This is a genomic window from Streptomyces sp. NPDC033165, from assembly GCF_055577965.1.
Map to the genome: position 1 here is coordinate 78845 of NZ_JBVIPK010000016.1, position 13099 is coordinate 91943.

The window sequence follows — 13099 nt, forward strand, 5'->3', positions numbered from 1 at the left end:
TGTTCGTCGGGAGAGTCCGGCCGGTGCGGCCGGACTTCAGGAAAGCTCTGTCATTCCGGTGCGTGGCGCGTTGACCAGGACCGCCTGGTTTCCCTGCGGATGCTGGTTGTCGTGCATGAGCTGGTGCGCCTTGCCGATGTCGTCGAATTCACCGGTCCAGGACAGGCAGGGGTCGAGCTGCCCGGTGGAGACCAGGTGGATGACGTCGCGGCACTCCCGGAGATTGGCGAAGTGCGAACCCTGGAGGCGCTTCTGGCGCATCCACAGGAAACGGAGGTCGATATCGGCGTTGTAGCCGGTGGTGCCGCCGCAGATGACGACCATGCCCGCGGTGTCGCAGAGGTACATGGAGGTCGGGATGGTGTCCTGTCCGCTGTGCTCCAGGACGATCCGGGGGGCCCGGCGCTCCCCGAGCGCCTCCCAGAAAGCGCGGCCGAAGGCCCGTACGCCCTCGGTCCACCGGCCCATCGCCTCCTGGTCGCCGATGTCGGGCAGTCGGCCCCAGTGGTCGAAGCCGAGGCGGTTCACGGTGCCGACGGCGCCGAGGTCGCGGCAGTAGCGGGCCCGCTCCTCGTCGGAGACCACGGCGACGGGCAGACCGCCGCAGGCGCGGGTGATCTGGATGGCCATGGAGCCGAGACCGCCCGCCCCGCCCCAGATGAGGACGGGGTCGCCGGGGCGCACCTCATGGGGCGCCCAGCCGCGCAGCTGACGATAGGCGGTGGCCCCGGTGAGGAGGAAGCAGGCCGCTTCCTCCCAGGTCAGGCCAGGTGGCTTGGGGTGGCACTGGTAGTCGTCGACGAGGGCGAACTGGGCGAAGGAGCCGTAGTTGCTCTCGTATCCCCACACCGACTGGGAGGCCGAGGTCATGGGGTCGGCCCCGAGCCGGATGTCGGGCGAGGACTCGGTCCACCGGCAGCCGGACAGGATCACCTCGTCGCCGACGGCGACCTGGGTGACGCCCTCGCCGACGGCCCACACGACACCGGAGCCCTCGGAGCCGCCGATGTGGAAGTCCTCGCGCTCGCCCTGCTTCATACGGGACGAGATCACGTCGACGGGCCGTCCGAGGGACGCCCATACGTTGTTGTAGTTGATGCCCGCGGCCATGACGTAGACGAGGACCTGGCCGGGGCCGGCCTCCGGCACGTCCACGACCTCGTTGCGGAACGCCCGGTGGGGTGCTCCGTAACGCTCCCGGCGGATGACCGAGGCGTACATCTGCCGGGGCACGGTGCCGATCGGGGGTACGTCCCCCAGTTCGTAAAGAGAATCTCGCACGCGAAAACCGTCTCAATACCGTCAGGTGCCGGATGAAGGAAATAAAGGCGAAGGGAATGCGCGGGAAAGGAGCGCCGAGGAAAAGCGGCAGAGAGCCGACGCGAAGGCCGGGGCGCCCTCCGCAGAATGCGGCGGACCGAACGGAGAGGGGAACCCTCAGACGTCGGCCGGGCTAGGCATTCACCGAGATGGAAGGCGAATTACTGAGCCTATCGTACACATGATCGCCCACTTTCTGGAACTGATTCAGCAAATAGAAGTGGCCGCCCTCGAATACCGTCGTCGAGAAGGGGCCCGAGGTGTACGCGCCCCACTTCTCCACGTCGTCCACCGGGGCCATGGCGTCCGTCTCCCCCACCAGAGCGGTCACCGGGCACGGCAGCGGGGGGCCCGGCTCGTGGTGGTAGGTGCGGACCGCCCGGTAGTCGCTGCGGATCGCGGGCGCGACCATCCGCAGCACGTCCTCGTCGGCCAGCAGGGCGGGGTCCGTTCCGCCGAGGTCGCCGAGCGCCGAGACCATCGCGCGGTCGTCGAGCCGGTCGAGCGCGACCTCGACCTCGCGGGCCGGGTCGCCGCGTCCGGAGACGAACAGGTGGGCCAGCCGGACGCGTTCGTCCTCGGCGAGCAGCCGGGCCGTCTCGTAGGCGAGCAGCGCGCCCATGCTGTGACCGAACAGCGCGATCGGCCGGTCGGTCCACGGCACGAGCGCCTCCGCCAGGCCCTCCCGCAGCCGGGCGATGGAGTCCAGCAGCGGTTCGTCGCGCCGGTCCTGACGGCCCGGGTACTGGACGGCGAGCACCTCGACGCGGGGTGCGAGCGCCCGCGAGAGGGCGAAGTAGGCGCTGGCGGAGCCTCCGGCGTGCGGCAGGCACAGCAGCCGGACGGGGGCTTCGGGGGCCGGGTGGAACCGCCGTATCCACTGATCGCCGGGGACGTTCTCGGTGCGCGGGCTTCCCGCGGGGCCGTTCGTCATCGCCCGTCCGCCCCGGTGTCGGGGAGGCCTGCCAGCCAGGTGTTCACGGCGGCCGCGGTCTGCGGCGCGTAGTCGTCCATCATGCTGAAGTGATCGCCTTCCGTGTCGAGAACAGTGCTGTCGAAGGTCCAGCCGGGTTGCCATTCCTCGCCGTCGGCGACCCGGCCGAGCGGCTGTGACGCCCGCAGCAGCAGGGTCGGCACGCCCGGCTCGCGCGGCGTCCAGGCGGAGAAGAACCCGAAGTACTTGCCCATGGCCGTCAGCCGCACGTCCGTCATCGCCCCGAAGTCGTCCTCGCGGTCGAGGACGCCCTGGGCCAGTTCGCGCTCCATGCGGTGGAGTGCCGGGTCGTCGAGCAGGTAGGTGTCGAGGAGCACCACGGCCCGGGGCGGCCGCCCGGCCGCGGTGAGGTGGGCGGCCAGGCTGTGGGCGAACCAGCCTCCGGAGGAGTGCCCGAGGAGCACGACCGGCCGGTCGCCCGCCTGTCGGCGCACGCCCTCGGCCAGGAACTCCTGCATCGCCCCGAAGTCGGCGGGGAGCAGTTCGCCCGCCGTGAACCCGGGGGCGAGGAGCGCCGAGACACCGCGCGTGCCGCGGAACGCGGCGGCGAGCCGGGCGTACTGCTGCGCCCCGTACAGCGGCACGGGCGCGGGGCAGCAGATGAGGCCCGACCGGTCGGTCCCCCGGGTCAGCTCGACGGTGACCGGGTCCTGTCCGGCGTCGGCGAGTCCGTGGAAGACGGGGCGCAACCGCGAGGCCACCTTGGTGAGTTCGAGGGCGTCCTCGGGCCGGTCGAGGGCGTTGGCGTTGCGGTAGAGCGCTTCCAGGGAGTACGCCGAGGGGGCCTCGGCCCCGCGTGCCGCGGGTCCGGCGGCAATCTCCCGGGCGAGGAACGCGGCCAGTGCGGCGGGCGTCGGGTGGTCGAAGATCAGCGCGGGCGGCAGGTCGAGTGCGCAGTCCGCGGCGAGCGCGTGCCGCAGTTCGACGCCCATGAGGGAGTCGAACCCCAGCTCCAGGAAGGGCCGCTCTGGTTCGACCTCGGCGGTGTCGAGGCCGCCCATCACCCGGGCCGCCTGCTCCCGTACCAGTGCCAGGAGCAGTGCCTCCCGCTCCTGCGCGTCGGCCCGGGCGAGCCGCTGGGCGGACGGCGGGGTTTCCGGCCCGGTGTCCTTCTCCGGCTCCGCGGCGGCGGGCCCGACGGGCTGGCCGCCCGCACCGGCCATGCCCTCCAGCCAGTAGCGGCGGCGCCGGAAGGCGTACGTGGGCAGCTCGACGCGGGTGCGGGGTGCGGGCAGGACGCGGTCCCAGGCGGGGGACGCGCCGAGCGTGTGCAGCTGGGCCAGGGCCGTCAGCACGGCGTCCGGCTCGGCCGTGCGGCGGCGCAGCAGCGGTACGAACGCCTCGGCGTCCAGGTCGGGCAGGCAGTCGCGGCCTGCCGCGGTGAGCACTCCGCCGGGGCCGACCTCCAGGAACGCGGTGGCCCCGCGCTCGCGCAGGGTGCGCAGGGCGTCGTGGAAGCGGACGGTGCCGCGCACATGGCGGACCCAGTAGGCGGGGTCGGTCAGTTCGTCGGAGACCGGTGCGCCGGTGAGCGTGGAGACCACGGCGATGGAGGGCCTGCGGTAGCCGATCCCGGCGGCGATCCCGGCGAACTCCTCGGTCATGGCGTCCATGTGGGGCGAGTGGAAGGCGTGGCTGACCCGCAGCCGCTTGGTCTCGCGGCCCTGTCCGGCCCAGTGGCCGGCCAGGGCGGTGACGGCGGGTTCGTCGCCGGACAGCACGACGGAACGGGGCCCGTTGACGGCCGCCAGGTCCACACCGGCCGCCCCGTCGCCGAGTCGGCCCCGCACCTCGTCCTCGGTGGCCTGTACGGCGATCATGGCGCCGCCCGCCGGGAGGGCCTGGATCAGCCTGCCCCGGGCCGCGACCAGGGCGCACGCGTCGTCGAGGGACCAGACCCCGGCGGCGTACGCGGCTGACAGTTCGCCGATGGAGTGGCCCGCCACCAGGTCCGGGGCGAGGCCCTGCTCCGCGAGGAGTCGCAGGAGCGCGGTCTCGATGGCGAACAGCGCGGGCTGGGTGTAGGCCGTGGTGTCCAGGAGGGCGGCCTCGGGGGTGCCCTCGGCGGCGGACAGCACGGTGCGCAGGGGCGTTTCGAGGTGCCGGTCGAACGCGGCGCAGATCTCGTCGAGCGCTTCGGCGAACACCGGTGCGGCGGCGGCCAGTTCGCGCCCCATGCCGGGGTGCTGACTGCCCTGTCCGGTGAACAGGAACGCCGTGCGGCCGCCGGTGGGCGCGGCGCGGCCGGTGATGAGGCCCGGGGCGCGGCGGCCGGATGCCAGGGCGTCGAGACCGGCGAGCAGGTCCCCGCGGTCCCGGCCGACGACGGCGGCCCGGTGCTCGAAGGCGGCCCGCGCGGTGGCGAGCGGCCTCGCGAGGTCGGCCGGGGGTAGCTCGGGGCGGGCGGTCAGGTGGGCGGTGAGGCGTTCGGCCTGGGCGCGCAGGGCGTCCTCGGTCCGGCCGGACACGGTCCAGGCCAGCGGCCCTTCGAGCCCGGCGGCCGGGGCGGGGTCCGACTCCGCTTCGTCGGTGGGCGGGCTCTCCAGGATGACGTGGGCGTTCGTGCCGCTCACGCCGAAGGACGACACAGCGGCGCGGCGGGGCTCGTCGGTCTCGGGCCACTTGCGGGCCTCGGTGAGCAGCCGGACGTCTCCGGCGGACCAGTCGACGCGCCCGGTGGGTTCGGTGACGTGGAGGGTGCGGGGCAGGATGCCGTGGCGCATCGCCATGGCCATCTTGATGACGCCGCCGACACCGGCCGCGGACTGGGTGTGCCCGAGGTTCGACTTGAGCGAGCCGAGCCACAGCGGCCGGCCCTCGGCGCGCGCCCGCCCGTAGGTGGCGAGCAGTGCCTGTGCCTCGATCGGGTCGCCGAGCGGGGTGCCGGTGCCGTGCGCCTCGACGGCGTCGATACGGTCGGCCGTCAGGCGCGCGTCGGCCAGGGCCCGTCGGATGACCCGGCGCTGTGAGGGGCCGTTGGGCGCGGTGAGGCCCGCGCTGGCGCCGTCCTGGTTGACGGCGCTGCCGCGGATGACGGCATGGATCGGGCGGCCGAGGCGTCGGGCGTCGGAGAGCCGGGCCAGGAGCAGCACGGCCGCCCCCTCGGACCAGGTGGTTCCGTCGGCCGTGTCCGAAAAGGACTTGCAGCGGCCGTCGGGGGCGAGCCCCCGTTGTCGGCTGAACTCGATGAACGCGGTCGGTGTGGCGAGGACCGTCGCACCGCCCGCGAGCGCGAGGGAGCACTCCCCGCGGCGCAGGGACTGCGCGGCCAGGTGCACGGCGACGAGGGAGGACGAGCAGGCGGTGTCGATCGACACGGCGGGGCCCTCGAAGCCGAAGGTGTAGGCCACGCGGCCGGAGAGGATGCTCGCGGAGTTCCCGGTGCCGATGAACCCCTCGGCGGTGGCGCGCGCCTCCAGCACGTTCAGCAGGTAGTCGTTGCTGTTGGAGCCGGTGAAGACCCCGATCTCCTCGCCGCGCAGGGTACTGACGTCGAGTCCCGCGTACTCGAACGCCTCCCAGGAGACCTCCAGCATCTTGCGCTGCTGGGGGTCCATGGCGAGGGCCTCGCGGGGCGAGATCCCGAAGAACGCCGGGTCGAACTCGGCGGCGTCGGCCAGGAATCCGCCGTGCCGGGCGTAGGTCTTGCCCGGCGCGTCCGGGTCGGGGTCGTAGACGGCGTCGACGTCCCAGCCCCGGTCGGACGGGAACGCGGTGACGGCGTCACGTCCCTCGTCCACCAGCTCCCACAGGTCATCGGGCGAGGTGACGCCGCCGGGGAAGCGGCACCCCATGCCGACGACGGCGATCGGCTCGTGGGCGGCGTCCTCGGTCTCGGCGAGCCTGCGCCGGGTGCGGCGCAGATCGGCGGTGACGCGGCGCAGGTACTCGCGCAGCCGGTCCGCGTTGTCCCCGCCGCCCTCCTCGTTTCCGGCCAGGTGATCAGCCACGGCGGAGTTCCTCCTCGATCAGCGCGAACATCTCGTCGTCGGTGGCCGCGTCCAGCGTGTCCGGGTCCTCGCGGGAGGCCCCGGTCCCGGTGTTCCGGGCGGGTGAGGCGTGGGCCGCGAGCAGTGCTCTCAGCCGCTCCACGGCCGGGCCCCGGCCCGGGTCGTCGGCCGGCAGCCGGGCCAGGTCCGCCTCCAGCCGGTCGAGCTGGACCGGCAGGGACACGGCGGGCTGTGCGTCGGCGTCCGCCCCGGCGACCGCCTCGGTCAGCAGGAAGTCGGTGACGGCGGCGGGGGTGGGGTGGTCGAAGAGCAGGGTGGCGGGCAGGTCCCGGCCGACCGCTGCCGTGAGACGGTCGCGGAGTTTCACGGCCATGACGGAGTCGAAGCCGTGGTCGAGGAAGCCGCGCTCCGGCTCGACCGACGCCGGGGTGTCATGGCCCATCACGTCGGCGGCCTCGGTCCGTACGGTGTGCAGCACGGCGTCGTGCCGCTCGCCCGGGGGCAGGGCGCGCCACCGGGCCAGCCGGGCGGCGGCCCCGGTGCGCGGGTCGAGGCGGTCCCGGGCGGGCGCTTCCTCGGCCTCCCGGGCGGGTGCCGTCGGTGCGTCGACGGGCGCGGTCCCCCAGCCCGTGGGGCCCTGCGGCCAGTAGTGCTGCTTCTGGAAGGCGTACGTCGGCAGATCGGCAGCGAGCGGCCCGGGGCCGAACCACGCCCGCCAGTCGACGGCCGCGCCCCGGACGTGCAGCCCGGCCAGCCCCCGCAGCAGCGCTTCGGCCTCGGGGCGTCCGGCCTGCGAGGTGGACACCAGGACGGGCGTCCTGCGGCCCGGCTCGTCCGCCAGGCACCCCCGGCCCGCCGTGCTGAGCACCGTATCGGGGCCGACCTCGACGAAGGTGCCGACGCCATACCGCTGCAACCGCCGTATCTGGTCGTGGAAGCGCACCGTACGGCGGATGTGCGCCACCCAGTAGGCGGGATCGCGGGCCTCCCGGTCGCCGAGGAGCTCGCCGGTGACGTAGGAGACGACGGGGATGCGCGGCGCGGAGTACGTCAGCCGTGCCGCCACACGCCCGAACTCCTCGGCCATGGCGTCCATGTGCGGCGAGTGGAAGGCGTGGCTGACCTGAAGGCGGCTGCGTTTGCGGCCCCGCGCCGCCCAGGGTGCCGTGAGCTCCTCGACGGCGTCCGCGTCACCGGACAGGACCACCGATGCCGGGCCGTTCACCGCGGCGATGTCCACCACGCTCTCGCGGCCGGTGAGGGACGCGCGGATCTCCTCCTCGGTGGCCTGGACGGCGACCATCGCACCGCCGCCCGGCAGTGCGTGCATGATGCGGCCACGCGCGGCGACGAGCCCGGCCGCCTCGGGCAGCGGGAGCACCCCGGCCACGCAGGCGGCCGACAGTTCGCCGAGCGAGTGTCCGGCAAGGACGTCGGGGCGCACTCCCCAGTCCTCCAGCAGGCGGAACAGGGCGACTTCGTAAGCGAAGATCGCGGGCTGCGCGTAGTCGGTGCCGTCGAGAAGCCGGGCCCGGGGGTCGTCGGCGGGGGCGAACATCACCGGCAGGAGCGGCGTGCCGAGGTGGGGGTCGAGGTGCCCGGCGACCTCCTCCAGGGCCGCGGCGAAGACGGGGAAGGCCGCGTGGAGCTCGCGCCCCATGCCGGGCCGCTGGCTCCCCTGGCCGGTGAACAGGAACGCCGTCCGGCCCTTGCCCGGCCGCCCCGGGGCGACTCCGGTGACGGCCCGGTCCGCGTCCTCCTCCCCGGTGGCGAGGGCGTCGAGGCCGGCGAGGAGGGTGTCGGAGCGGTCGGCGAGGACGACGGCCCGGTGCTCGAACGCGGAACGCGTGGTGGCCAGCGCCCGGCCCAACGCCCGTACATCGCAGTCTTTTTGAGTCTCCACGTGCTCGCGCAGCTGTCGCGCCTGCGCCCTCAGCGCCTCTTCCGTACGGGCCGAGACCAGCACCGGCACCAGGCCGCCGTCCCGCGCGCCTTCCGCCTCCGGCTCAGCTTCGTCGGGGGCCTGCTCAAGGATCACGTGGGCGTTCGTGCCGCTGATCCCGAACGAGGACACACCTGCCCGGCGCGGGCGGCCCTCCGCTCTTTCCGGCCACGGGCGGGCCGCGTCCAGCAGTTTCACCGCACCGGCTTCCCAGTCCACCAATGGTGTCGGCTCGTCCGCGTGGAGGGTGCGGGGCAGCACACCGTGCCTCATCGCCATCACCATCTTGATGACCCCGCCCACACCCGCGGCCGTCTGCGTGTGCCCGAGGTTCGACTTCAACGAGCCGAGCCAGAGGGGCTGTTCGCGCTCGCGTCCCTGCCCGTACGTCGCCAGGAGCGCCTGCGCCTCGATGGGATCACCCAGCTTCGTGCCCGTGCCGTGCGCCTCCACCGCGTCGATCTGGTCGGCCGAGAGCCCCGCATGAACGAGGGCCTGACGGATGACCCGCTCCTGGGCCGGGCCGCTGGGAGCGGTCAGCCCGTTGCTCGCACCGTCCTGATTGACCGCCGACCCCTTCACCAGCGCCAGTACGCGATGCCCGTTGCGCCGCGCGTCCGACAACCGCTCCAGCACCAGCACACCGGCACCCTCGGACCAGCCGGTGCCGTCCGCACCGGCCCCGAACGCCCGGCACCGCCCGTCCGACGACAGCCCGCCCTGGCCGCTGAACTCCACGAACATGCCCTCGGTGGCCATGACCGTGGCCGCGCCCGCGAGGGCCAGGGAGCTCTCCCCCCGGCGCAGGGAGTCCGCCGCCAGGTGCAGGGCGACCAGAGCCGACGAGCACGCGGTGTCCAGCGTCATCGACGGCCCCGTGAGCCCGAGGACGTAACTGACCCGGCCGGAGGCCACGCTCACGCAGTTGCCGGACAGCTTGAACGCGTCGACGGCGGCCCCGGTCTGCTGAAGCCGGGCGAGGTACTCCTGATAGCTGGTGCTCAGGAACGCCCCGGTGCTGGTGCCCTTGAGGGAGAGCGGGTCGATGCCCGCCCGCTCCAGGGCTTCCCAGGAGGTCTCCAGGAGCAGCCGCTGCTGGGGGTCCATCGCCAGCGCCTCACGCGGCGAGATCCCGAAGAACCCCGGGTCGAACTCCGCCGCGTCATGCAGGAATCCGCCCTCGGCGACGTACGGGACATCGGCGGGATCGACGCTCCAGCCCCGGTCGTCGGGGAACGCCCCGACGGCGTCCTCGCCCGCCGCCAGCAGGTCCCACAGCCGCTCCGGGCCGTCGACACCGCCGGGGAAGCGGCAGGCCATGCCCACGATCGCGACGGGGTCGCCGCGGAGCGCCTCCGCCTCGCGCAACTTCTGCTGCGTCGACTCCAGTTCGGCGGTGAGCCGCCGCACGTAGTACCGGAGCTTCTCTTCGTCAGCCATGTCGGCCCCTCACACCCTTCACGCCCTTCACTGATGAACCGTCGGTCTGCGGTGCGGCAACCGAGCTACGAGATCCCGAACTTCTTGTCGATGAGGTCGAACATCTCCTCGTCGGAGGCCGTCCGGAGCTCGGCGGGGCCGTCCGTGGCCGGCCGGCCGGTCTCCCGGGCCTGCGTCCAGGTGGCCAGGAGGTTGCTGAGCCGTCGGCCGACGTCCTCGTTCTCCCTGGGGCCCGCGTCGAGTTCGGCGAGCGCGGCCTCCAGCTTGTCCAGGTGGCCGATGACCTCGGCGCGGGTGGCGGCGGACGGGTCGCTCAGCACGCCCGTGACCTCCGCCGCCAGGTGTTCGGCCAGGTCCTGCGGCGTGGGGCGGTCGAAGACCAGGCTGACGGGCAGGGTCAGGTCGAGAGCGGCGTTGAGCCGGTTGCGCAGTTCCACGGCGGTCAGCGAGTCGAACCCGAGTTCCTGGAACGGCCGGGTCAGGTCCATCTCCTCGGCGGAACCGTGGCCGAGGACCGCGGCGGCCTGCTCGCACACCAGGTTCACGAGGAACGCCTCGTGGTCCTCCAGCGGCAGTTCGGCGAGTTGGCGCAGCACCTGCCCGGCGGGGGCGGCGTGCTCCTCGGGCTCGGCGGCCGGGGCGCCGTGGGCCGTCGGGCCGGCGGGCAGGTGCGGCGCGGGCGCGGCGGGCAGCTCGTCCGGCCAGAACCTCCTGCGCTGGAAGGCGTAGGTCGGCAGGTCGACCCGTCGGGCGCCGGACAGCTGCGGCAGGCCCCGCAGGTCCAGGGGCAGGCCTCGTACGTGGGCCTCGGCCAGCGAGGTGAGGAAGCGCGCCGCACCGCCCTCGTCCCGGCGCAGGGTGCCCACGACGGTGGCGGCCGGGCCCGCCTGCTCGAAGGTCTCCTGGAGTCCGACGGTCAGCACGGGGTGCGGGCTGATCTCGATGAAGTGCCGGTGCTCGTCCGCCAGGAGGCGGCGCACGGTCTTCTCGAAGAGCACCGGTTCGCGCAGGTTGCGGTACCAGTACCCGGCGTCGAGCGTCGTGGTGTCGAGGACCTCCCCGGTCACCGTCGAGTGGAACGGGACGCGCGCCCGGTTCGGGGCGACCGCTCCGACGCCCGCGAGGAACTCCTCCCGCAACGCGTCCACCTGGGCCGAGTGCCCGGCCGCGGTCGCCCCGGGGACCTTCCGGGCCCGGACCCGCTCGGCCATGCAGATGGCCACCAGCTCTTCGACGGCGTCCGGCTCGCCGCACACGATGACCGAGGTGGGCCCGTTCACGGCGGCGATCGAGAGGCGGTCGCCGTACGGCTCGATGCGGCGCGCGACCTCGTCGGCGGAGAGCAGGAACGAGGCCATCGCGCCCTTGCCGGTGAGGCGGTCGAGCAGCTTGCTGCGGAGGGTGACGATGCGGGCCGCGTCGTCGAGGGAGAGGGCTCCCGCGACGTGGGCGGCCGCGATCTCTCCCTGCGAGTGGCCGACCACGGCGTCGGGCTCGACGCCGTGCGCACGCCACACCTCGGCGAGCGCCACCAGTACGGAGAACAGCACGGGCTGCACCACGTCCAGCCGGTCCAGCGAGGGCGCTCCGGGCTCCTCGCGGAGGACGTCCGTCAGCGACCAGTCCACGTAGCGGGAGAGTGCCTCGGCGCACGCCTCGACGCGTTCGCGGAACACGGCGGAGGAGGCGAGGAGGTCCCGGGCCATGGCGGGCCAGTGCGACCCCTGGCCGGGGAAGACGAACACGGTCTGGCCCGGTGCGGTGGCCACGCCCCGGACGAGGCGGTCGTCCTCGCGCGCGGCGGCCAGCGCGTCGAGCCCGGCCGTCAATTCGTCGAGGTCGCTGCCGACGACGACGGCACGGTGTTCGAAGGCGGTACGGCCCGCCAGGGACAGCGCCACGTCGGCGGGCGCGAGGCCGGGGTGCTCGCGCAGCCGCTCGGCGAGCCGTTCCGCCTGGGCGCGCAGGGCCTGGTCGCTGCGGCCGGAGACCGCCCAGGCGAAGGGGCCTGCGGGCTCGGCGGGCCGGGCGGGGAGGTCCGCGGCAGCCGGGGCCTGTTCGAGGACCGGGGCCTGTTCGACGATGACGTGCGCGTTGGTGCCGCTGATGCCGAACGAGGAGACCCCGGCGCGGCGCGGGCGACCGCGCTCCGGCCAGGCGACGGGCTCGGTGGCGACCCGTACCGTGCCCGTCTCCCAGTCCACGTGGGGCGACGGCTCGTCGACGTGGAGGGTCCTGGGCACCAGGCCGTGCCGCATGGCCAGGATCATCTTGATGACGCCGGCGATGCCCGCGGCGGCCTGGGTGTGTCCGATGTTGGACTTCACCGAGCCGAGCCACAGGGGGTGTTCGGCGGTGCGGTCCTTGCCGTAGGTGGCCAGCAGGGCTTCCGCCTCGATGGGGTCGCCGAGCTCGGTTCCGGTGCCGTGCGCCTCCAGCACGTCGACCTGGTCGGAGGGGACCCGGGCGTCGGCGAGGGCCTGGCGGATCACGCGCTGCTGGGCGCGGCCGTTGGGCGCGGTCAGGTTGCTGCTGGCCCCGTCCTGGTTGACGGCGCTGCCACGGATCAGGCCCTGGACGGGGTGGCCGTTGCGGCGGGCGTCGGAGAGCCGTTCCAGCAGGAACATGCCGACGCCCTCGGAGAACCCGGTGCCGTCGGCGGACCCGGCGAACGACTTGCAGCGCCCGTCCCTGGCGAGCACCCGCTGCCCGCTGTACTCGACGAAGCCCATCGGCGTGGACATCACGGTGACACCGCTCGCGAGCGCCAGGGAGCACTCGGACGCGCGCAGGGCCTGCGCCGCGAGGTGCAGGGCGACCAGCGAGGACGAGCAGGCCGTGTCGACCGTCACCGCGGGGCCCTCGAAGCCGAAGGTGTAGGCGAGCCGTCCGGAGAGCACCGCGGCCGCGTTGCCGGTGCCCACGTGTCCCTCGAACGCTCCGGGCGAGGCGAGCAGCAGGGACTGGTAGTCCTGGATGTTGGTGCCGGAGAAGACACCGACGTCCGAGCCGCGCAGTGCGGCCGGGTCGATGCCCGCCCGCTCGAAGGACTCCCAGCCGGTCTCCAGCAGCAGCCGCTGCTGCGGATCCATGGCCGTGGCCTCACGCGGGCTCACCCCGAAGAAGGCCGCGTCGAAGTCGGCGGCACGCTCGACGAAGCCGCCCTCCCGCACGTACAGGGTGCCCTTGCGCCGCTGTTCCGGGTCGTAGAGCCCGTCCATGTTCCAGCCCCGGTCGTCGGGGAAGGGGCCGATCGCGTCGCCGTCGTCGGCGACGAGCCGCCACAGCTCCTCGGGCGAGGTGATCCCGCCGGGGAAGCGGCACGCCATGCCGATGACGGCGATCGGCTCGTTGAGCGATTCCACGAGCTGCTGATGCTGCTGCTTCAGCCGCTCGGTCTCCTTGATCGACGCACGCAGCGCCTGTACGACGCGATCGTCGGTCGTGTCCATC

Annotated in this window: 5 protein-coding genes; all 5 read right to left on the minus strand. The window is 73.6% G+C overall.

The features are described from left to right. Positions 1 to 36: 36 nt before the first annotated feature. A complete protein-coding gene (gene ccrA, locus ACZ5WC_RS28930) occupies positions 37 to 1281 on the minus strand; it encodes a crotonyl-CoA carboxylase/reductase (RefSeq protein WP_468543574.1) in 1245 nt (414 codons plus the stop codon). A 172-nt stretch (positions 1282 to 1453) separates the two neighbouring features. Continuing rightward, on the minus strand, positions 1454 to 2254 hold the full coding sequence (locus ACZ5WC_RS28935) for a thioesterase II family protein (protein ID WP_468543575.1): 801 nt from the start codon (positions 2252 to 2254) through the stop codon (positions 1454 to 1456). Next, positions 2251 to 6264, minus strand: coding sequence for a type I polyketide synthase (locus tag ACZ5WC_RS28940; protein WP_468543576.1), 4014 nt, complete (start codon positions 6262 to 6264; stop codon positions 2251 to 2253). The genes ACZ5WC_RS28935 and ACZ5WC_RS28940 overlap by 4 nt, the downstream gene beginning before the upstream one ends. Then, positions 6257 to 9646, minus strand: coding sequence for a type I polyketide synthase (locus ACZ5WC_RS28945; RefSeq protein ID WP_468543577.1), 3390 nt, complete (start codon positions 9644 to 9646; stop codon positions 6257 to 6259). The genes ACZ5WC_RS28940 and ACZ5WC_RS28945 overlap by 8 nt, the downstream gene beginning before the upstream one ends. A 65-nt stretch (positions 9647 to 9711) precedes the next feature. Continuing rightward, positions 9712 to 13098, minus strand: coding sequence for a type I polyketide synthase (locus ACZ5WC_RS28950; RefSeq protein ID WP_468543578.1), 3387 nt, complete (start codon positions 13096 to 13098; stop codon positions 9712 to 9714). Position 13099 lies beyond the last annotated feature (1 nt).

Excerpts from the sequence above, each read along its gene's own strand:
- ACZ5WC_RS28935 (WP_468543575.1), bottom strand. The coding sequence starts at position 2,254 with ATGACGAACGGCCCCGCGGGAAGCCCGCGCACCGAGAACGTCCCCGGC.
- ACZ5WC_RS28950 (WP_468543578.1), bottom strand. The coding sequence starts at position 13,098 with ATGGACACGACCGACGATCGCGTCGTACAGGCGCTGCGTGCGTCGATC.
- ACZ5WC_RS28945 (WP_468543577.1), bottom strand. The coding sequence starts at position 9,646 with ATGGCTGACGAAGAGAAGCTCCGGTACTACGTGCGGCGGCTCACCGCC.